Below are 20,310 nucleotides of genomic sequence, written 5' to 3'. Positions count from 1 at the left end.
CGTCTTTACGCGCGCCAGCAAACTCCGCGTGCTGGTTTGTGTCGCCCCCTGTTTCGTGTCGTACAGCTCGTGACACCAGGCCAGGCCTTGGCTGTTACCCACAAGAAACAGGAGATCCGCCATGAAACGAGCATCGAATCCTTTGCGCTTCGACCGGCTGTTCTGTGCGGTTTCCACGTCGCTGCTTCTGGCAACCCCGGTGGAAACGTTCGCGCTCGACCTTGACGAAGAGACCCCTTTCGCCAGCCCGTTGCAGCCACCGGCGATACCCCTGCTGTCGCTCAATCCTGTGAGCGCCAGTGGCCTGGGGATGGGCACCCTGCAGGCGTTCTCCGAACGCATGAGTGCGCGTCACGGGGATGTGCCGATGGGCATGGTCGCCAGCCAATGGGCACAGTTCTTCCCCGGCGCCCCGCACCCGACCTCCGTGCCGCCAGCGCGGCTTGAGGCGCCCAGCCAGCAGTTGACGATCGGCCCGGACCTCTTCGTACGTGAGACCGCCGGCGGTAACGTGCACCGCGCCGGGGTGTTCGTCGGCCACAACAACCTGCAGAGCAGCTTCAACGGCATGCGCTCCCTGCTCGGTGACAAGCAGCGCAACGCGGTCAACCTCAGCGGCGAAAGCCTGGGCGTTTACTGGAGCATGACCCACGACCAGGGCTGGCATGTGGATGCAGTGGCCATGGGCACGCGCATCGATGTCAACGGTCGCAGCCAGAGCGGCCAGCGCCTGGATGACAGCGGCCATGCCATGACCTTCTCGGTCGAGGGTGGCTTCCCCATCGGCCTGGGCAACCACTGGGTGATCGAGCCGCAGGCGCAGTTGATCAACCAGCAGTTCTTCCCCGCCGGCCAGGCCCAGGCCGAGACCCTGCAGGCGTTCGACAGCCAGCCGAGCTGGAGTGGCCGAGTGGGCGCGAAACTGTCGGGGCGCTACGAAGTGCGGGGCATGCCAATCGAACCCTATGTGCGGACCAACGTCTGGTACGACTTCAACAACAGCGATGCGGTCAAGCTGGATCAGGTCGACAAGATCTCCAGCTCGCGCAGTGCAGCGACCGTGGAACTGGGCCTGGGATTGGTAGCGCGGGTCACGCCGACGGTGGCGCTGTTCGTCAGCGCCGACTACAGCAGTGATGTGGATGACAACGATCTGAATGGGTTGATCGGAAGCCTTGGGGTACGGATGCGCTGGTGATCAGCGCATGCGGCGCATCCCCCTGCAGGAGGATGCGCCGTGACATCAGGCAGGTTTCATGACTAGAACGCCCAACGGCGGCAGGTTCAAGGCCAGCGACAGCGGCTGCCCATGACTTGCCACCGCTTCACCGGCCACCGCCCCGAGGTTGCCGACGTTGCTCCCGGCATACAGCTCGGCATCGCTGTTGAGCAGCTCGACCCAACGCTCGCCGAACGGCACGCCGATACGGTAACCCTCACGCGGCACCGGGGTGAAGTTGGCCACCACCAGCAGCGGCTCGCCGGCGCTGCTCCAGCGTAGCCAGGCATACACGCTGTTGACGGCATCGTCGCCGATCAGCCACTGGAACCCTTGGGGCTGGCAATCCTGCTCGTGCAGTGCCGGCAGCTCGCGGTATAGCCGGTTCAGGTCACCCACCAGCTTCTGCACGCCCTGGTGCTCGAAATACTGCAACAGGTACCAATCCAGTTGATGGTCGTGATTCCACTCGCGCCACTGGCCGAACTCGCAGCCCATGAACAACAGCTTCTTGCCCGGGTGCATCCACATGAACGTCAGGTAGGCACGCAGGTTGGCGAATTTCTGCCAACGATCGCCGGGCATCTTGTCGATCAGCGAGCGCTTGCCGTGCACCACTTCATCGTGGGAGATGGGCAGGATGAAATGCTCGGAGTAGGCGTAGATCAGGCCAAAGCTCATTTCGTTGTGGTGATGGGCACGGTGTACCGGATCGTTCTGGATGTAGTGCAAGGTGTCGTGCATCCAGCCCATGTTCCACTTGTAGGCGAAGCCCAGGCCGCCCTGCTGCGTGGGTTGGCTGACGCCCGGCCAGGCCGTGGATTCCTCGGCGATGATCAGCGCACCGGGCGCCTCGTGCAGCGCGATGTCGTTGAGCTGACGAATGAAGTCGATCGCCTCGAGGTTCTCACGCCCGCCATAGCGGTTGGGCACCCACTCGCCGGCCTTGCGCGAATAGTCGCGGTACAGCATGGAGGCCACGGCATCGACACGCAGGCCGTCGATATGGAAATGCTTGAGCCAGTGCAGCGCCGAGGCGAGCATGAAGCCTCGCACTTCGTTGCGGCCAAGGTTGTAGATCAGCGTGTTCCAGTCCTGGTGAAAGCCTTCGAGTGGGTTGTCGTACTCGTACAGCGCGGTGCCGTCGAAGCGTGCCAGGCCGTGTTCGTCGGTGGGGAAATGCGCCGGCACCCAGTCGAGAATCACGCCGATGCCGCCCTGGTGGCAGGCATCGATGAAGGCAGCAAAATCCTCCGCACTGCCGTAGCGGGAGGTTGGCGCGAACAGCGACAGCGGCTGATAGCCCCAGGAGCCGCCGAAGGGATGCTCCATGATCGGCAGCAGTTCGATATGGGTGAAACCCAGCTCTTGCACATAGGGCACCAGGCGTTCGGCCAGCTCGCGCCAGTTGTGGAAGCGTGCGACCTCACCGGCTTCGTCCAGCTCGCAGCGCCAGGAGCCGGCATGCAGTTCGTAGACCGATAGCGGCGCACTGTAGGCATGGCGCTGGGCCCGCTGCTCCATCCACTGCTGGTCGCGCCAGTCGTGGCTGAGTGCCCCTGCGACCTTCGAGGCGGTGCTCGGCGGCAGTTCGGTGGCGCGGGCCAGGGGGTCGGCCTTCAGCGGCAGCACACCGTCCGCCCCCAGCACTTCGAACTTGTAGGTTTCGCCCACGGCCAGGCGCGGGATGAACAGCTCCCACACCCCGGCATCGTGGCGCAGACGCATGGGGTGGCGACGGCCGTCCCAGTTGTTGAAGTCGCCCACCACCGAGACACGCCGGGCGTTGGGCGCCCAGACCGAGAAGCACACGCCGTCGACGCCGTCGACCTGGATCGGCTGGGCACCGAAGCGCCCTGACAGGTCGCGATGATTGCCCTCGGCGAACAGGTACAGATCCATGTCGCCAAGCTGCGGGCCGAAGCTGTAGGGATCCTCGGTGATCTGCTCGCCACCGGCCCAGCCGATCTGCAGCAGGTAGGGCTGGCGCTCGTCCAGGTATGCGCTGAACAGGCCCGGCAGGCTGCCCTGCTCCATCTCGGCGAGGATGCGCCCGTCGTGACGCGCCAACACCCGGGCGTTCAAGGCGCCTGGCAGGAAGGCGCGGATGACTTCGTCGCCCGCCCCGTCGACGTGCGGGCCGAGCACCGCGAACGGATCTGCGTGCGCGGCGCTGGCCAGGGCGTCGAGATCGCGTTGGCGAAGGCCGCCGTTGCTACGCATTGATGCATTCATCTCACTGCCCCTTTCCATGTATTTGTCAAAGTAACGCAGTGCCTGGCACGGGCTGCGCCGGTGCCAGGCAACACTACCGTCCCTCCAGGGTTCATGCTTCGCCCCAGGTACTGATCAACCCATGCAGACCATGCAAAGGCACGGCCAGCCAGCCGGGTCGGTTGTCGGCTTCATAGGTGATTTCGTAAGCGGCCTTTTCCAGGCAGAACAGCTCCAGCACGGCGCGCTCGCCCTCGGCGTGCTGCCAGGCATGGGCAATGGCGGCGGTGGCCAGGCCATAGGCTTCGACGAAGGCATGACGCGACTGATGCAGGTACTGCCGGGCAACCCGTTGACGGGCCTGGCGCGCGGCATCGGACAGGTCTACCGCCGAGGCGCTGCGCAGGATCATCGCTGCAGCATAGTCGAACGAGCGCAGCACGCCGCTGACATCCTTGTACGGGCTGTGCTTGGCCCGGCGCTCGTCCAAAGGCCGCGCTGGCTCGCCTTCGAAATCGATCAGGTAGGCATCGCCTTGCACCACCAGTACCTGACCCAGATGCAGGTCGCCATGCACCCGCATCAGCAAGCCGCCCTGGGCCTGGCGTGCGAGTGTGTCGATGTGCTGGGCAAGGCCTTCGCGTTGCTGCTGCAGGTCATCGACCAACGCCTGGCTTTCGCCGTCCAGCTCCTCGCGATGCTCGGCCAGCAGGTCGAGGGCATGACTGAGCTCGGCATTGATCTGTCGCCCCCAGCGCTGGCTGTCCTGGCTGTCGCTGGGGCGCGGTGCAAAGGCCGGGTCGGCGGTGGGCGCGGCCAGCAAAAGGTGCATCTCACCCAGGCGCTGCCCCAACAAGGTGGCAAAGCCCGAAAGCTCCGACAAGGCATCGGTGTGCGCCTCGGCACTGGTCTGCGTGGGTTCCATCTCGTCGCGGATCGCTCGCTCCAAGGTGTTCTGGGTCCACGACCAGGCATCGCCCTGGTTGCTCAGGTAACCTTGGGCAATCATCAGCAGGTGCGATTGCGCCTGCTCATCCACACGACTGACCCAGGCCAGCAACGGCGAGATATTGGCAAAGCCGGCTGCCGTGAGATAAGCGCTCATTTCCAGCTCCGGGTGAACGCCCGGATTGACCCGCCGGATCAGCTTGAGCACCACACGTTCACCGATCACCACCGAACTGTTGGACTGCTCGGCACTCAGGTAGCGCACCTCACTGTCCTCACCCAGCGCCAGGTCAGCCAGTTGCCCGGTGCACTCGAAGCGCAGCTCGCCGGCACTTGAGGGCAAGCGGGTATCATCCTCGCAGGCGCGCAACACCGCCCGCACGAACGACTCCTGCACGAAGGCATCGGTGATCAGCCCGACCTGTCGACCTCGGCGTACCCGCGACAACGCCAACTGCTGAGGCAAGGCGCTGTGGATCTGCTCTTCAGGCAGCAGGCCGAACGGCAGTTGGTAGTGGCTGGTCACGCCGTCACTGAGCACCTCCAGCTCGCTGAGCAGCACCGGGGTGGCCGGCGTGCCGAAGCGCACGCCATAGCGAATGCGCACCGCATCGATCGGTCCTTCCTTGCCGGCGAACCAACGGCGCTTGGGCAGGTACTGCGGCAGGATCGACGCCTGCAGGGTGTCCACCGACGGCGCTTCGAGCAACTCCTCCAGACGCTTGCGCAGCACCAATGTGGTCAGTTCAGGCAAGCCTTCGGCAGGCTGGATATGCCAGCTGGGCATGCGGTCGTGGGAAGCCAGCAGGAACCAGTAGAAGGCATACGGCGGCAGGGTCAGCAGGAAGGGTAACTGGCCGATGGGCGGGAAGGCGCTGCCACCAAGCATTTCCACCGGCACCCGCTCGGCATACTGCGACAGGTCCAGTTCGGCGGCCTGCGCCGCGCGCGAAACGTTGGCCACGCACAGGATGGTCTCGCTGTTGCCATCGGCATCGGTGTATTCGCGCACGTAGGCGAGGATGCGCCGGTTGCTCGGGGTCAGCATCTTCAAGGTGCCGCGACCGAAGGCCTTCTGTTGCTTGCGCACCGCGAGCAGACGCCGGTTCCAGTTGAGCAGCGAATGCGGGTCGTGGCTCTGGGCCTCGACATTGACCGTCTGGTAGCCATACAGCGGGTCCATGATCGGCGGCAGCACCAGGCGCTGCGGGTCGGCCTTGGAGAAACCACCGTTGCGGTCCGGCGACCACTGCATTGGTGTGCGCACCCCATCCCGGTCACCGAGATAGATGTTGTCGCCCATGCCCAGCTCGTCGCCGTAGTACAGCGTCGGGGTGCCGGGCATCGACAGCAGCAGGCTGGTCAGCAGTTCGATGCGCCTGCGGTCGCGCTGCAACAGCGGCGCCAGGCGTCGACGGATACCGAGGTTGATGCGCGCGCGGCGGTCCTCGGCGTAGTAGTTCCATAGATAGTCGCGCTCGCGGTCGGTGACCATTTCCAGGGTGAGCTCATCGTGGTTGCGCAGGAAGATCGCCCACTGACAGTTGGCGGGAATCTCAGGGGTCTGGCGCAGAATGTCGGTGATCGGAAAACGGTCTTCCATGGCCAGGGCCATGTACATGCGCGGCATCAACGGGAAGTGGAAGGCCATGTGGCACTCGTCGCCATCGCCCTCGCCGAAATACGGGCGGGTGTCTTCCGGCCACTGGTTGGCCTCGGCCAGGAGCATGCGATCGGGGTAGTTGGCGTCGATCTCGGCGCGGATCGCCTTGAGCACGTCGTGGGTTTCGGGCAGGTTCTCGTTGTTGGTGCCGTCGCGTTCGATCAGGTAGGGGATCGCGTCCAGACGCAGGCCATCGACACCGATGTCGAGCCAGAAACGCATGACCTCGATCACCGCTTTCATCACCTGCGGATTATCGAAGTTCAGGTCCGGCTGGTGCGAGTAGAAGCGATGCCAGAAATACTGACCGGCGACCGGGTCCCAGGTCCAGTTGGACTTCTCGGTGTCGAGGAAGATGATCCGCGTGCCGTCGTACTTCTGGTCGTCGTCCGACCACACGTAGAAGTCCCGCGCCTTGCTGCCGCGCTTGGCGTGGCGGGCACGCTGGAACCAGGGGTGCTGGTCGGAGGTGTGGTTGATGACCAGCTCGGTGATCACCCGCAGCCCCCGCTTGTGCGCCTCGGCGATGAAGCGCCTAGCATCGGCCATGCTGCCGTAGTCGGGGTGCACGGCCTTGTACTCGGCGATGTCATAGCCGTCGTCACGACGCGGCGAGGGGTAGAACGGCAGCAACCAGAGGGTGTTGACCCCAAGCTCGGCGATATAGTCGAGCTTGCTGATCAGGCCGGCGAAATCGCCGATACCGTCGTTGTTGGCATCGAAGAACGACTTGATGTGCAACTGGTAGATCACCGCATCCTTGTACCACAGCGGGTCGTCGATGAAGGCTGCCGGGCGGGAACGCTTGGCCATGTGCGACTCCTTTCAAGATCGAATTTCGGCGTGAGGCTGTCGGGACCGTTCTGCGGTCCTTCGCGGGTAAACCCGCTCCTACAAAGGCGGCGCAAAACCTGTGGGATCGGGCTTGCCCGCGAAGGGCCGCAACGCGGCCCCTGCATTTACAAGGCTTTCTCGATACGCCAGATCCCGAACGGCTGGTGCCAGGGCTCGATGCGCATCCACTGGGTCTTGCCATGCCAGGTCCAGCGGTGCCCGGTCATCAGGTCCTCGCCTTGCGTATCGGCGTTGTCATCGAGCCCCAGCTCCCACAGCGGCAGTTCGAAGTGCGCCTCCTGGGCGTTGTACGGATCGAGGCTGATGGCGATCAGGATAAAGTTGTCGCGCTCGGGCGTGCGCTTGGCGAAATACAGGATCTGGTCGTTCCAGCAGTTGAAGAAGGCCACGCCCAGATGCGTCTGCAAGGCGCGGTTCTGTCGGCGAATACGGTTGAGTTGGGCAATCTCGGCGACGATGTTGCCGGGCGCGGTGAAGTCGCGCGGGCGGATCTCGTACTTCTCCGAATCCAGGTATTCCTCCTTGCCCGGCAACGGCGTGCCCTCGCACAGCTCGAACCCCGAGTACATGCCCCACAGCCCCGAGCCCATGGTCGCCAGCGCCGCACGAATGAGAAAGCCGGCGCGCCCGCTGGTCTGCAGGAAATAGGGGTTGATGTCGGGGGTGTTGACGAAGAAGTTCGGCCGGTAGCACAGGCTCCACGGCGGCTGGTTGAGCTGCTCGAAGTATTCGCGCAGCTCCTGCTTGGTATTGCGCCAGGTGAAATAGGTGTAGCTCTGCGCGTACCCGACCTTGCCCAGGCGCGCCATCATCGCCGGGCGGGTAAACGCCTCGGCGAGGAAGATCACATCAGGGTACTGGCTGCGCACATTGGCGATCAGCCATTGCCAGAAGGGCAGCGGCTTGGTGTGCGGGTTGTCGACGCGGAAGGTGCGCACGCCCTCCTCGACCCAGCCGACCACCACATCGCGCAGTGCCAGCCACAACGAGGGGACAGCGTCAGGCGCATAGAAATCGACGTTGACGATATCCTGGTATTTTTTCGGTGGGTTCTCGGCGTAGCGAATGGTGCCGTCCGGGCGCCAACTGAACCAGCCAGGATGTTCGGTAAGCCAGGGGTGGTCCTGGGAACACTGGATGGCGAAGTCGAGGGCGATTTCCAGACCATGCTCGGCGGCGGCGGCGACCAGCCGACGGAAGTCTTCGCGGCTGCCCAGTTGCGGGTGGATGGCGTCATGGCCGCCATCGGGGCTGCCGATGGCGTAGGGGCTGCCCGGGTCGTCGGGGCCTGCCTGCAAGGCATTGTTGCGCCCCTTGCGGTGCTGCTTGCCGATGGGGTGAATGGGCGGGAAGTACAGCACGTCGAAGCCCATGTCGCGGATCATCGGCAGGCGCTGGTGCACATCGTCGAAGGTGCCATGGCGCGCCGGATCGTCGGTGATCGAACGCGGAAACAGTTCGTACCAGCTGGCAAACAGGGCGCGCTCGCGGTCCACGTCCAGCGGCAGCTCGGGGCTGCGAGTCAGGTAAGCGCGGTGTTCGGCCTGACTCATCAGGCTGGCGCTTTCAGGGCTCAGCAGCAAAGCCACCTGCTCGTCCGGTGCCAGCGTCGGCAAACGCTGTTGCAACTGTTCGAGCTGCTCGCGCAACGGCCCTTCGCTGCGCTCGATGCCCTTACCCAGCAGCAGCCTGCCCTCCTCCAGCTCCAGCTTGACCTCGACACCGGCGTGGTACTTCTTCTCGAGGTCGTGGCAATAGGTGGCGTAGGGATCGATCCAGGCTTCGATGCCGAACAGGTGCAAGCCCAGTTCCACTGGCGTGAACTCGGCAACCCACAGGTCATTGCCTGCCGACGTCATCGGCACGCCATGCCAGTGGCGGCTGTGGGCCTGGCGCCAGTGCAAGACCACCGCCAGGCGGTCATGACCGTCGCTGTAGACCTTGCTGGTCACCTGCACGGGCTGTCCGCTTACCGCCTTGGCCGCGAAGGTGCCACCGTCGAGTACGGGAGTGGTGTCCTCGATCACGATGCGTGGCGCCAGCAAGGCCTGGGACAGGCTGATGGCCTGGTCGGGATGATCGTTGGCCTTGGGCACTTGCTCGAAAGGCGCTTTTGCGACGGGCTCATTACCGGACATCGAACCTTGCTCCCCTAAGCTGGTGGCGGTAAGGGTTCAGAGCCGTGGGTGCGCGGCGGGTTCAAAAAAATTGAGCGAATGGCTGGTACGGCAGGTCGAAGCCTGCACAACCTCTTCATCCACTGCGCGAGGTCAGGCCATGAACATTCCCACTCCACCAGAGACGCCCGATCCGAACATCGACGACCCGGCGCTGCCGCCGCCGGTGCCCGAGGAAGATCCGGACGAACTGCCGATCAAGCCGACCGTGCCGCCGACGGTGGGTGATCCGCCGAGCCAGGAGCCGCCGGTGAAAGCTTGAGGATAGCTGCAAGTGGCGAGTTGCAAGCGGCAAGCTGCGCCCGCCGCTTGAACCTTACATCTGCATTTCTTCGATGCTGATCTCGCGCATCCTGAACTTCTGCACCTTGCCGGTCACCGTCATCGGGAACGCTTCGACGAAGCGGAAATGCCGCGGCACCTTGAAGTGCGCGATGCGTGCCTTGCACCAGGCCTGCAAGTCCTCGACCGTGGCGCTGTGCCCGGGGTGCAGCTTGATCCAGGCCACGACCTCTTCACCATAGCGGCTGCAAGGGATGCCGATCACCTGAGCATCGGCAACCGCCGGGTGGGTATGGAAAAACTCCTCGAGCTCTCGCGGATAGATATTCTCGCCGCCGCGAATGATCATGTCCTTGTTGCGCCCGACGATGCGCACATAGCCCTGTTCGTCCATCACCGCCAGGTCACCCGTGCGCATCCAGCGCGCCGGATCGATCGCCTGTTGAGTGGCTTCGGGGTTATCCCAGTAACCGAGCATCACGCTGTAGCCGCGGGTGCAGAGCTCGCCGATCTCGCCACGCGGGACGATGGCGCCGTGCGCGTCCACCAGCTTGGTCTCCAGTTGCGGCTGCGTGCGCCCGACCGTGGTCACGCGCAGTTCCAGCTCGTCATCCGGGCCTGTCTGCAGCGACACCGGGCTGGTCTCGGTCATGCCGTAGGCGATCTGCACCTCACCCATGTGCATCTGCTCGATCACCCGGCGCATCACCTCGATCGGGCAGGTGGCACCGGCCATGATGCCGCTGCGCAGGGTCGAGAGGTCCAGGGTGCTGCGCGACGGGTGGTCGAGCATGGCGATGAACATGGTCGGCACGCCATAGAGGATGCTGGCACGCTCTTCGGCCACGGCCTGCAGCGTCAACTCGGGATCGAAGGCGTCGTTGGGGTAGATCATGGTGCTGCCGTGGGTGATGCAACCCAGGTTGGCCATGACCATGCCAAAGCAGTGGTACAGCGGCACCGGGATCACCATGCGGTCCCGTTCGCTCAGGCCCAGGCTTTCGCCGACCATGAAGCCGTTGTTGAGGATGTTGTAGTGGCTGAGCGTGGCGCCTTTCGGCGCGCCAGTGGTGCCGGAGGTGTACTGGATGTTCACCGCCTGGTCGAACTGCAAGCCCTGCTGCCTCGCCTGCAACGCCTGGGCATCGACCTGCCCTGCCCGTTCGGCCAGTGCATCCCAGGGCAGAAAGCCTTCGGGCGGGTGCGACGACAGGCTGATGACGCCCTGCAGGTCCGGCAGGCGTTCACTCGCCAGCGGCTGCGCACCCAGCTCGGGCAGCATTTCCTGGACCATCGCGTGATAGTCGGACGACTTGAAGGCATCGGCACACACCAGCCAGCTGCAGCCGGACTGGCGCAACACATACTCCAGCTCGCCCACCCGGTACGCCGGGTTGATGTTGACCAGGATCGCGCCGACCTTCGCCGTGGCGATCTGCAGGATGCACCACTGGGCGCAGTTAGGCGCCCAGATACCGACGCGATCGCCACTGGCCACGCCCAGGGCAATCAGGGCCCGGGCATGCACCTCGACCTGCTCGGCCAACGCGCGCCAGCTATAGCGCAGGCCTTGGTGACGCACCACCAGGGCCTCGCGCTCGGGCCAGCGGGCGGCGGTGGCATCGAACGCCTGGCCGATGGTCTGGGTCAGCAGAGGCCGGTCCTGGCGGCCGCGGGTGTAGCTTGGTTGACTCATGAGTGTCCCTTCTTGTGGTTGTTCTGGGCATGACTGAAGCAAGCGGCAATTACTTTGGCGCAGATTTACGTTTACGTAAAGGTGATGTTCCAATTGACAGCCCGGAAAGGCAGGTTTACGTTAACGTCAACCACGAGCACCGACCCTGTGGGAGCGGACTTGCCCGCGATGAGGCCGGACCAGACAACAGCGCTGGCCGTTCTGACGGGCATCGCGGGCAAGCCCGCTCCCACAGGGTCGGTGCAGTACCTCGAATTTCAAGAACAACAAGGTGCCCCCATGCATTACCCGACCCTGAACTTCGCCCTGGGCGAGACCATCGACATGCTCCGCGACCAGGTACGCACCTTCGCTGCCGCCGAACTCGCCCCGCGCGCGGCGCAGATCGACCACGACAACCTGTTCCCCGCCGACATGTGGCGCAAGTTCGGCGACATGGGCCTGCTGGGCATCACCGTCGCGGAGGAATATGGCGGCGCAGGCCTGGGCTACCTGGCCCATGTGGTGTCGATGGAAGAGATCAGCCGCGCCTCGGCCTCGGTGGCACTGTCCTATGGCGCCCACTCCAACCTCTGCGTCAACCAGATCAACCGCAACGGCACCCATGAACAGAAGCTGAAGTACCTGCCCAAGCTGATCAGCGGCGAGCACATCGGCGCCCTGGCCATGAGCGAGCCCAATGCCGGCTCCGACGTGGTGTCGATGAAACTGCGCGCCGAGAAACGCGGCGACCGCTATGTACTCAACGGCAGCAAGACCTGGATCACCAACGGCCCCGACGCCAACACCTACGTGATCTACGCCAAGACCGACCTGGACAAGGGCCCGCACGGCATCAGCGCATTCATCGTCGAACGTGACTGGAAGGGCTTCTCGCGCAGCAACAAGTTCGACAAGCTGGGCATGCGCGGCTCCAACACCTGCGAGCTGTTCTTCGATGGCGTCGAAGTGCCGGAAGAAAACATCCTCGGCCAGCTCAATGGCGGTGTGCGTGTGCTGATGAGCGGCCTGGACTACGAGCGCGTGGTGCTCTCGGGCGGTCCGACCGGCATCATGCAGAGCTGCATGGACCTGGTAGTGCCCTACATCCACGATCGCAAGCAGTTCGGCCAAAGCATCGGCGAATTCCAGCTGATCCAGGGCAAGATCGCCGACATGTACACCCAGCTCAACGCCAGCCGCGCCTACCTCTACGCCGTGGCCCAGGCCTGCGACCGTGGCGAGACCACGCGCAAGGACGCCGCCGGGGTGATCCTCTACACCGCCGAACGCGCTACGCAGATGGCCCTGGAAGCGATCCAGATTCTCGGCGGCAACGGCTACATCAACGAATTCGCGGCCGGCCGCCTGCTGCGTGACGCCAAACTCTACGAGATCGGTGCCGGCACCAGCGAAATTCGCCGGATGCTGATTGGTCGCGAACTGTTCAACGAAACCCGCTGAGTACAAGGAGCTGGCGTCCATGGCTACCCTGCACACCCAGATCAACCCGCGCTCGGCTGAGTTCGCCAGCAACAGCGCGGCCATGCTCGAACAGGTCGATGCCCTGCGCACCCTGCTGGCCCAGGTCAGCCAGGGCGGCGGGCCCAAGGCCCAGCAGCGCCACACCTCGCGCGGCAAGCTGCTGCCGCGCGAGCGCATCGACCGCCTGCTCGACCCGGGCTCGGCGTTTCTCGAGATCGGCCAGCTCGCCGCCCATGAGGTGTATGGCGAAGACGTGCCGGCAGCAGGCGTGATCGCCGGCATCGGCCGCGTCGAAGGGGTCGAGTGCATGATCGTGGCCAACGACGCCACGGTCAAAGGCGGCTCCTACTACCCGCTGACCGTGAAGAAACACCTGCGCGCGCAGACCATCGCCCTGCAGAATCGCCTGCCGTGCATCTACCTGGTCGACTCCGGCGGCGCCAACCTGCCACGCCAGGACGAAGTGTTCCCGGATCGTGAGCACTTCGGACGGATCTTCTTCAACCAGGCCAACATGAGCGCCCTCGGCATTGCGCAGATCGCCGTGGTGATGGGCTCGTGCACCGCAGGTGGCGCCTATGTGCCGGCGATGGCCGACGAAGCGATCATGGTGCGCCAGCAGGCGACCATCTTCCTCGCCGGCCCGCCGCTGGTGAAGGCCGCCACCGGCGAGGTGGTGAGCGCCGAAGACCTGGGCGGCGCCGATGTGCATTGCCGCACCAGCGGCGTGGCCGACCACTATGCCGACAACGACGAGCATGCCCTGGCGATCGCCCGGCGCAGCGTGGCCAACCTCAACTGGCACAAACTCGGGCGCCTGCAATGCCAGGCACCGATCGCACCGCTGTACGACGCCCAGGAGCTGTACGGCGTGGTGCCGGCCGATGCCAAGCAACCGTTCGATGTGCGCGAGATCATCGCGCGCCTGGTCGATGGCTCCGTGTTCGATGAATTCAAGGCCCTGTTCGGCACCACCCTGGTGTGCGGTTTCGCCCACCTGCATGGCTACCCGGTAGCGATCCTGGCCAACAACGGCATCCTCTTTGCCGAGGCTGCGCAAAAAGGCGCGCACTTCATCGAACTGGCCTGCCAACGCGGCATCCCGCTGTTGTTCCTGCAGAACATCACGGGATTCATGGTCGGCAAGAAATACGAGGAGGGCGGTATCGCCAAGCACGGCGCCAAGCTGGTGACCGCAGTGGCCTGCGCCCAGGTGCCGAAGTTCACGGTGATCATCGGCGGCAGCTTCGGTGCTGGCAACTACGGCATGTGCGGGCGCGCCTACGATCCGCGCTTCCTGTGGATGTGGCCTAACGCGCGAATTGGCGTGATGGGCGCCGAACAGGCCGCCGGCGTGCTGGCCCAGGTCAAGCGCGAGCAGAGCGAGCGCAGTGGCGAGGTGTTCAGCGCCGAGGACGAAAAGCAGCTCAAGCAGCCGATCCTCGACCAATACGAGCGCCAGGGCCACCCTTACTATTCCAGCGCCCGGCTGTGGGATGACGGCGTCATCGACCCGGCGCAAACCCGTGAAGTGCTGGGCCTTGCCTTGTCCGCCGCGCTGAACGCCCCGATCGAACAGAGCCGCTTCGGCATTTTCCGGATGTGACCCATGAGCGATTTTGCCACCCTCGAAGTGATAAAGGACCCTCGCGGCTTCGCCACCCTGTGGCTGAGCCGGGAAGACAAGAACAACGCCTTCAACGCCCAGATGATTCGCGAGCTGATCGTTGCCATCGACCAACTGGGCGAAGACAGCCGCCTGCGCTTCGTGCTGCTGCGTGGCCGTGGCCGGCACTTCAGCGCCGGTGCTGACCTGGCCTGGATGCAGCAGTCGGCGCAATTGGACTTCAATACCAACCTGAACGACGCCCATGAACTGGGCGAGCTGATGTACGCGCTGCATCGCCTCAAGGCGCCGACCCTGGCCGTGGTCCAGGGCGCCGCATTCGGTGGTGCGCTGGGCCTGATCAGTTGCTGCGACATGGCCATCGGCGCTGAAGATGCACAGCTGTGTCTGTCGGAGGTCCGCATCGGCCTGGCACCGGCAGTGATCAGCCCGTTCGTGGTCAAGGCCATCGGTGAGCGTGCCGCTCGCCGCTATGCCCTGACCGCCGAGCGCTTCAGTGGTGCGCGCGCCCGCGAGCTGGGCCTGCTGGCCGAGGTGTACCCTGCCAGCGAACTGGACACCCAGGTCCAGGCCTGGATCGACAACCTGCTGCTCAACAGCCCTCAGGCCCTGCGCGCCACCAAGGACCTGCTGCGCGAGGTGGACGATGGCGAACTGAGCCCTGCCCTGCGCCGCTACACCGAGAACACCATCGCCCGCATTCGTGTCAGCGCCGAAGGCCAGGAGGGCCTGAGCGCCTTCCTGGAAAAACGCCGCCCCGCCTGGCAGCCCGTCGACAAGGAACCTCGCCCATGAGCCACCCCCCGCTGACCACCCTGCTGGTCGCCAACCGCGGCGAGATCGCCTGTCGGGTGATGCGCACCGCCAAGGCCATGGGCCTGACCACCGTCGCAGTGCACAGCGCCACCGACCGTGACGCCCGGCACAGCCGCGAAGCCGATATCCGCGTCGACCTGGGCGGCACCAAGGCCGCCGACAGCTACCTGGTGATCGACAAGCTGATCGCTGCAGCCAAGGCCAGTGGCGCACAGGCGATCCATCCCGGCTACGGCTTTCTTTCCGAGAACGCAGGCTTTGCCCGCGCCATCGAGCAGGCCGGGCTGATCTTCCTCGGCCCACCGGCCAGCGCCATCGATGCCATGGGCAGCAAGTCGGCGGCCAAGGCCCTGATGGAAGCCGCCGGGGTGCCGCTGGTGCCCGGCTATCACGGTGACGCCCAGGACCTGGAGACCTTCCGTGCCGCTGCCGAACGCATTGGTTATCCGGTGCTGCTCAAGGCCAGTGCCGGGGGTGGCGGCAAGGGCATGAAGGTGGTCGAGCAGGAGAGCGAGCTGGCCGACGCCCTGGCCTCGGCACAACGCGAGGCGCAATCGTCGTTCGGCGATGCGCGAATGTTGGTGGAAAAGTACGTGCTCAAGCCTCGGCACGTGGAAATCCAGGTGTTCGCCGACCAACACGGCCATTGCCTGTACCTCAACGAACGCGACTGCTCGATCCAGCGTCGCCACCAGAAGGTTGTCGAAGAGGCTCCGGCTCCAGGCCTGTCGGCGCAACTGCGCCAAGCCATGGGAGAAGCGGCGGTGCGCGCGGCCCAGGCCATCGGTTATGTCGGCGCTGGCACCGTGGAGTTCCTGCTCGATGCCCGCGGCGAGTTCTTCTTCATGGAAATGAACACCCGCCTGCAGGTCGAACACCCGGTCACCGAGGCGATCACCGGGCTGGACCTGGTGGCCTGGCAGATCCGTGTCGCTTGCGGCGAGGCCTTGCCGATCACCCAGGAGCAGGTGCCGCTGGTTGGCCATGCTATCGAGGTGCGGCTGTATGCGGAAGATCCGGCCAATGACTTCCTGCCGGCCACTGGCACCCTGGCGCTGTACCGCGAATCGGCGCCAGGCGAAGGGCGCCGGGTCGACAGCGGGGTCAGCGAGGGCGATGTGATCTCGCCGTTCTACGACCCGATGCTGGGCAAGCTGATCGCCTGGGGACAGGATCGTGAACAGGCGCGCTTGCGACTACTGGCCATGCTCGACGAGTTCGCCATCGGCGGCTTGAAAACCAACATCGCCTTCCTGCGGCGCATCCTCGCCCATCCGGCCTTCGCGGCCGCCGAACTGGATACCGGCTTCATTGGCCGTCATCACGAAGTGCTGCTGCCCGCCACCGGCGAGCGTCCGGCGCTGTTCTGGCAAGCCGCTGCCGAAGCCTGGCTGCAGAGCGGCTCGCCACGACGTCGCACAGACGACGGCAACTCGCCCTGGGCCCGCTGCGATGGCTTGCGCCTGGGCCTGCCAGCCCGCAGCAGCCTGCATCTGTCATGCGAGGGTCAGGACCAGGCCGTGGCGCTGCAGAACAGCGCGCCCTCAGCGTTCCAATTGTTCGGCGAGCAACTGGTGCAGGACCAGGATGGCCTGCGGCGACGCTACCTGGCCATTCGTCGCGAGGGCGTGCTGTACCTGCAATGGGCGGGCGAACTGCACGCAGTCACGGCGTTCGATCCGATTGCCGCCGCCGAGGCCAGCCATGGCCATCAGGGGGGGCTTGGCGCGCCCATGAACGGCAGCATCGTGCGCGTGCTGGTCGAAGCGGGTCAGGCAGTGGAAGCCGGAACGGCGCTGGTGGTGCTGGAGGCGATGAAGATGGAGCACAGTATTCGTGCACCGCAGGCGGGGATCGTGAAGGCGTTGTTCTGCCAGGAAGGCGACATGGTCAGCGAAGGGACGGTGCTGGTGGAACTGGAAGAGAGCTGAGGGGCCTGCAGGAGCGGCCATGTGCCGCTCCTGCAGGGATTGCGCTGGTTTTCCGCGCCTGGATGAAGACTAGCCGCACCACATGGCCGGGCGGGCTCAATGCCGCCCGTGCGACCTCACCACCACGCCCAGCACTTCGAAATCCTCGCCGCACAGCAGCTTCGGGTAGGTCGGGTTCAACGGTTTGAGATACCGCTGCCCGCCATCCTCGACCAACTGCCGGAACATCGCCGAGGTGCCCTTCTGCCGGGCGATCACCAGTTTGCCTGGCGCCGCCGGCACCCCAGGATCCACCAGCACCAGCGTTTGCTCGGGCACGCTGGGGCCGGTGGCGGCGCTCATCAGGTCGCCTTCGACCGGCAACCAGAATGCCTTGCCCAGCGCCGGGTAGTCGGTCTGCTCATAGACGATGCACCCCTCGGGCCACGGCCCCTCCAGCTCGGTCCAGGCCAGCACCGGATAGCGGAAGCACATGATGTACTGCAGCAGGTCGTCGTCATCCCCGCCTGCCTCGGCGGCGTAGGCGCCATTGGGCTCGGCCAGTTGGTCGATGCGTACCATGCGCAGCGAAACATGCAGGTGCGCCATCCCCAGGGCCTGCAGGACCTGGTTCATCATGCCCACCTTCGGCTGACGGGTGCCACGCAGCCAATGGCCGACACCGCCCTGGGTCACCCCAACACGTTCGGCGAGTTGTTCCTGCGAAAGCCCCAGCTCCCGCATCCTTTGCTTGACCAGCGCGATCCATTTTTCCATCGCCCGCACGATACGGACTGCCCATCAGCGCTCAATACACATATTGTATTATTAATCTGATAGGCATAAGTACTTTTCGTATTAGTATTCGAGTGTACTGATTTCCCTATCACGCTCAACAGGTAACAGGATGAAACCGATGACACATCCAGAAAAGGATTTGGACAGCGAGGCCGCGCGTCGCGCGCTCGATTACTACCTCAACCCGACGCCCCCCCACACCAGCATCGACAGCGTGCCCTGGACCCTTCGCGAGGAGGTCTCCCCAGAGCAGGCCAGCGCCCACGCCATGGCCCTGCTGCGTTGCGCAGCAGCCACGGCACAAGAGACCGGCAGCCACCAACAGGGCACGACCCGCGAGGTGCTGTTCGCATTGATGCATATGGTGAACATGGCCCGCGCGATGCTGGAGCAACGGCATGCGCCACAAGGGTTGTGAAAGACGGGAGTACGTGATGACCGGGTAACTGACACTGCCCGGTTGCCGGACAGAGGAAGTGCACAAGAAATTATTTTTCTGGAGGACAGAAAAATCATTTGACTTGCAAATGATAACGATTATTATTGCACTCAGCAGGTCGCGAGACCCGCTGGATAACCTGGAGCCCTCAGGTCGGGCGCTCAGATTATCTCCTCATCAGGCTAATCACGGTTTTTGACCCGGCTTTTTGCCGGGTCATTTTTTTTGGCTCTTCAGGCTAATGAAGAAGGGTTACCGCGTTGAATGGCCGCGATGATAGCAAAGGTGTGTCAATTCGTGAATGCGTGTTACAGCGTTTTGCGCAAACAGCACTTGAGAATCAATCTCGTTAAGATTAAGCTGCCTGCGCATCAGGGAGGATGCCCCCTCTCCCCCTCTTCTCGCGCAAGGAGCCGTCCATGACCCGTCTGCTGCTGCCCCTCGAGCATGGCCCGCAAGTCGCCCGCCCGCCTACCGAAGACACGTTGCTGCATGGCCTCAGGCGCTTGCCACGCCGGGTTCAGCAGGTGTTTCTGCTCAATCGCCTCGACCAGCTCGGCATTGCCGACATTGCTGCCCGCCTCGACCTGCCCCAGCTGACCATCGAACGCCATCTCTTCCAGGCACTGCAAAGCGCATTGCCACGTGGCGACCGCCTGGCCAGCATTGCCGGCCAATGGTACGTGCGCCTGCAAAGCCCGGAGGCGACAACCTGCGAGCGCATCGATTTCCGCCGTTGGCTGGACGCCGCGCCGCAGCACCTGCAGGCCTTTGAGCAGATCGAACTGTGCTGGCGCAGCCTGCTGGCTCCAGCTCGCCAGTTGGGCCAGGATGGCGGGTATCGCAATGGCCGTGCCGCGTTATCGCTGGGCGGGTGTTCGATTGCCGTAGGCCTGGGCGTGGCCGCATTGATCGCCCTCGGGCTGCTCGCCTGATACGCAGGCGCCGCCCTCGCGCGGGAGCTTGTCGCATAAAGGGGCCAGCAAAGACACCCCACCTGTCGTTGAGCTACAGTAGCGTCACAACAAAGCCACAGGAGTCTGGCAATGACCGTGACGCTGTCCCCACTGCAGATCGACTGCGATTTCGATTCCGGCAATATCCAGGTACTGGATGCCAGTGACCCGCGCCAGGTGCGCCTGGCCATCCGCCCCGACACCCACAGCGGCCACTTCCAGTGGTTCCATTTCAAGGTGAGCGGCCTGACGGTCGGCCAGACCCACCGCTTCAGCCTCGACAACGCCCATGAGTCCTCCTACAAGAACGCCTGGGACGGCTACCACGCCGTGGCGTCGTACGACCAGCAGAACTGGTTCCGCGTACCCAGCAGCTTCGACGGCAAGGCCCTGGCGTTCGATTTCACGGCCGAACAGCCACAGGCTTGGTTCGCCTATTTCGAACCCTACCCACGCGCGCGCCACAACCAGCTCATCGAGCGGGCCCGGCATATTCCCGGCGTCACGCTGCTGGCCAGCGGTCGTAGCGTGCAGGGCCGCGACATCCCGCTGCTGCGTGCCGGTGATGGCGCCGACGGCAAGCGCAAACTGTGGATCATCGCCCAGCAGCACCCCGGTGAACACATGGCCGAGTGGTTCATGGAGGGCGTGATCGACTGCCTTGAGAGCAACGATGCAACGGTCCAGCGCCTGCTTGCCCAAGCCGACCTGTACCTGATCCCCAACATGAACCCTGACGGCGCCTTCCTCGGCCATCTGCGCACCAACTTCAAGGGTAAGGACCTCAACCGTGCCTGGCAGGACGCCAGTGTCGAGCTCAGCCCGGAGGTGTTCTTCGCCCAGAGCCAGATGAAGCAGTACGGCGTGGATGCCTTCGTCGACGCCCATGGCGACGAGGAAATCCCCCATGTATTCACCGCGGCCTGCGAAGGCAACCCGGGCTACACACCACGCATCGCCAAGCTGGAGGAGCAGTTTCGTAGCACCCTGTGCAGCGTGACCAAAGACTTCCAGACCGTCCACGGCTACACCCGCGACCAGCCTGGCCAAGCGAACATGACGCTGGCCTGCAATGCGGTCGGGCAGGCCTACGACTGCCTGTCGCTGACCTTGGAAATGCCGTTCAAGGACCACGACGACAACCCCGACGCCAAGTGCGGCTGGTCGGGCGCGCGCTCCAAGAAGTTGGCAGGCGCAGTGCTGGAAACGTTGGAAAAGATGGTCAAGGAGTTGCGCTGATCCGCAA

The 20,310-nt window shown here is 64.4% G+C and carries 14 protein-coding genes; 9 read left to right on the top strand and 5 right to left on the bottom strand.

Annotated features, from left to right (window positions below; all coding sequences use genetic code 11):
- The first annotated feature begins 121 nt into the window (after positions 1 to 121).
- Positions 122 to 1,198 (top strand): autotransporter domain-containing protein, encoded by a 1,077-nt coding sequence (locus AC2CGW_RS15960; RefSeq protein ID WP_186709741.1) that lies wholly within the window; start codon positions 122 to 124, stop codon positions 1,196 to 1,198.
- A 45-nt stretch (positions 1,199 to 1,243) separates the two neighbouring features.
- On the opposite strand, the gene glgB is transcribed toward AC2CGW_RS15960, so the two are convergent.
- The 3 genes from glgB to AC2CGW_RS15945 form a co-directional block, all read right to left on the bottom strand.
- Positions 1,244 to 3,454, bottom strand: coding sequence for a 1,4-alpha-glucan branching protein GlgB (gene glgB / locus AC2CGW_RS15955; protein WP_484574284.1), 2,211 nt, complete (start codon positions 3,452 to 3,454; stop codon positions 1,244 to 1,246).
- A 91-nt stretch (positions 3,455 to 3,545) separates the two neighbouring features.
- Positions 3,546 to 6,857: a maltose alpha-D-glucosyltransferase gene (gene treS / locus AC2CGW_RS15950; RefSeq protein WP_484574283.1), complete on the bottom strand. Its 3,312-nt coding sequence runs from the start codon at positions 6,855 to 6,857 to the stop codon at positions 3,546 to 3,548.
- A 146-nt stretch (positions 6,858 to 7,003) separates the two neighbouring features.
- Positions 7,004 to 9,037: an alpha-1,4-glucan--maltose-1-phosphate maltosyltransferase gene (locus AC2CGW_RS15945; RefSeq protein ID WP_411384179.1), complete on the bottom strand. Its 2,034-nt coding sequence runs from the start codon at positions 9,035 to 9,037 to the stop codon at positions 7,004 to 7,006.
- Positions 9,038 to 9,176: 139 nt separating this feature from the next.
- Here AC2CGW_RS15945 and AC2CGW_RS15940 point away from each other — a divergent pair, with 139 nt between their 5' ends.
- Complete coding sequence (locus AC2CGW_RS15940; protein ID WP_186669484.1) at positions 9,177 to 9,338, top strand: hypothetical protein; 162 nt, start codon at positions 9,177 to 9,179, stop codon at positions 9,336 to 9,338.
- A gap of 54 nt (positions 9,339 to 9,392) precedes the next feature.
- Here AC2CGW_RS15940 and AC2CGW_RS15935 read toward each other — a convergent pair whose 3' ends face one another.
- Complete coding sequence (locus tag AC2CGW_RS15935) at positions 9,393 to 11,054, bottom strand: AMP-binding protein (RefSeq protein WP_186709745.1); 1,662 nt, start codon at positions 11,052 to 11,054, stop codon at positions 9,393 to 9,395.
- Positions 11,055 to 11,333: 279 nt separating this feature from the next.
- Between AC2CGW_RS15935 and AC2CGW_RS15930 the strand changes: the two genes are divergently transcribed.
- From AC2CGW_RS15930 to AC2CGW_RS15915, 4 genes are read left to right on the top strand one after another with little or no spacing between them, the layout of a single operon-like run.
- Positions 11,334 to 12,497: an isovaleryl-CoA dehydrogenase gene (locus tag AC2CGW_RS15930; RefSeq protein WP_484574282.1), complete on the top strand. Its 1,164-nt coding sequence runs from the start codon at positions 11,334 to 11,336 to the stop codon at positions 12,495 to 12,497.
- Positions 12,498 to 12,516: 19 nt separating this feature from the next.
- The gene (locus tag AC2CGW_RS15925; protein WP_426353180.1) at positions 12,517 to 14,124 is read left to right on the top strand and encodes a carboxyl transferase domain-containing protein; all 1,608 of its coding nucleotides are present in this window, start codon (positions 12,517 to 12,519) and stop codon (positions 14,122 to 14,124) included.
- A 3-nt stretch (positions 14,125 to 14,127) separates the two neighbouring features.
- Positions 14,128 to 14,940: a gamma-carboxygeranoyl-CoA hydratase gene (locus tag AC2CGW_RS15920; RefSeq protein ID WP_484574281.1), complete on the top strand. Its 813-nt coding sequence runs from the start codon at positions 14,128 to 14,130 to the stop codon at positions 14,938 to 14,940.
- Complete coding sequence (locus AC2CGW_RS15915; RefSeq protein ID WP_186669498.1) at positions 14,937 to 16,892, top strand: acetyl/propionyl/methylcrotonyl-CoA carboxylase subunit alpha; 1,956 nt, start codon at positions 14,937 to 14,939, stop codon at positions 16,890 to 16,892. Before AC2CGW_RS15920 ends, AC2CGW_RS15915 begins: the two co-directional genes overlap by 4 nt.
- A gap of 96 nt (positions 16,893 to 16,988) precedes the next feature.
- On the opposite strand, the gene AC2CGW_RS15910 is transcribed toward AC2CGW_RS15915, so the two are convergent.
- Positions 16,989 to 17,648 carry a S24 family peptidase gene (locus AC2CGW_RS15910; protein WP_238343291.1) on the bottom strand — a complete coding sequence of 220 codons (660 nt, stop codon included), beginning with the start codon at positions 17,646 to 17,648 and terminating at the stop codon, positions 16,989 to 16,991.
- A 130-nt stretch (positions 17,649 to 17,778) separates the two neighbouring features.
- Here AC2CGW_RS15910 and AC2CGW_RS15905 point away from each other — a divergent pair, with 130 nt between their 5' ends.
- The 3 genes from AC2CGW_RS15905 (at position 17,779) to AC2CGW_RS15895 (ending at position 20,303) form a co-directional block, all read left to right on the top strand.
- On the top strand, positions 17,779 to 18,087 hold the full coding sequence (locus AC2CGW_RS15905; protein ID WP_186709216.1) for a DUF6124 family protein: 309 nt from the start codon (positions 17,779 to 17,781) through the stop codon (positions 18,085 to 18,087).
- 440 nt (positions 18,088 to 18,527) lie between these two features.
- Entirely contained in the window at positions 18,528 to 19,043 is a 516-nt protein-coding gene (locus tag AC2CGW_RS15900) for a DUF4880 domain-containing protein (protein WP_484574280.1), read from the top strand.
- A gap of 111 nt (positions 19,044 to 19,154) precedes the next feature.
- The gene (locus AC2CGW_RS15895) at positions 19,155 to 20,303 is read left to right on the top strand and encodes a M14 family metallopeptidase (protein ID WP_186669504.1); all 1,149 of its coding nucleotides are present in this window, start codon (positions 19,155 to 19,157) and stop codon (positions 20,301 to 20,303) included.
- Positions 20,304 to 20,310: the final 7 nt, after the last annotated feature.

The organism is Pseudomonas sp. SYWMCR5, assembly GCF_057197165.1.
This window is presented reverse-complemented; position numbering and strand designations above follow the sequence as displayed.

Excerpts from the sequence above, each read along its gene's own strand:
- AC2CGW_RS15900 (WP_484574280.1), top strand. The coding sequence starts at position 18,528 with ATGACCCGTCTGCTGCTGCCCCTCGAGCATGGCCCGCAAGTCGCCCGC.
- AC2CGW_RS15920 (WP_484574281.1), top strand. The coding sequence starts at position 14,128 with ATGAGCGATTTTGCCACCCTCGAAGTGATAAAGGACCCTCGCGGCTTC.
- AC2CGW_RS15935 (WP_186709745.1), bottom strand. The coding sequence starts at position 11,054 with ATGAGTCAACCAAGCTACACCCGCGGCCGCCAGGACCGGCCTCTGCTG.
- AC2CGW_RS15905 (WP_186709216.1), top strand. The coding sequence starts at position 17,779 with ATGAAACCGATGACACATCCAGAAAAGGATTTGGACAGCGAGGCCGCG.
- glgB (WP_484574284.1), bottom strand. The coding sequence starts at position 3,454 with ATGAATGCATCAATGCGTAGCAACGGCGGCCTTCGCCAACGCGATCTC.
- AC2CGW_RS15940 (WP_186669484.1), top strand. The coding sequence starts at position 9,177 with ATGAACATTCCCACTCCACCAGAGACGCCCGATCCGAACATCGACGAC.
- AC2CGW_RS15960 (WP_186709741.1), top strand. The coding sequence starts at position 122 with ATGAAACGAGCATCGAATCCTTTGCGCTTCGACCGGCTGTTCTGTGCG.
- AC2CGW_RS15930 (WP_484574282.1), top strand. The coding sequence starts at position 11,334 with ATGCATTACCCGACCCTGAACTTCGCCCTGGGCGAGACCATCGACATG.
- AC2CGW_RS15910 (WP_238343291.1), bottom strand. The coding sequence starts at position 17,648 with ATGGAAAAATGGATCGCGCTGGTCAAGCAAAGGATGCGGGAGCTGGGG.
- AC2CGW_RS15895 (WP_186669504.1), top strand. The coding sequence starts at position 19,155 with ATGACCGTGACGCTGTCCCCACTGCAGATCGACTGCGATTTCGATTCC.
- treS (WP_484574283.1), bottom strand. The coding sequence starts at position 6,857 with ATGGCCAAGCGTTCCCGCCCGGCAGCCTTCATCGACGACCCGCTGTGG.
- AC2CGW_RS15915 (WP_186669498.1), top strand. The coding sequence starts at position 14,937 with ATGAGCCACCCCCCGCTGACCACCCTGCTGGTCGCCAACCGCGGCGAG.
- AC2CGW_RS15925 (WP_426353180.1), top strand. The coding sequence starts at position 12,517 with ATGGCTACCCTGCACACCCAGATCAACCCGCGCTCGGCTGAGTTCGCC.
- AC2CGW_RS15945 (WP_411384179.1), bottom strand. The coding sequence starts at position 9,037 with ATGTCCGGTAATGAGCCCGTCGCAAAAGCGCCTTTCGAGCAAGTGCCC.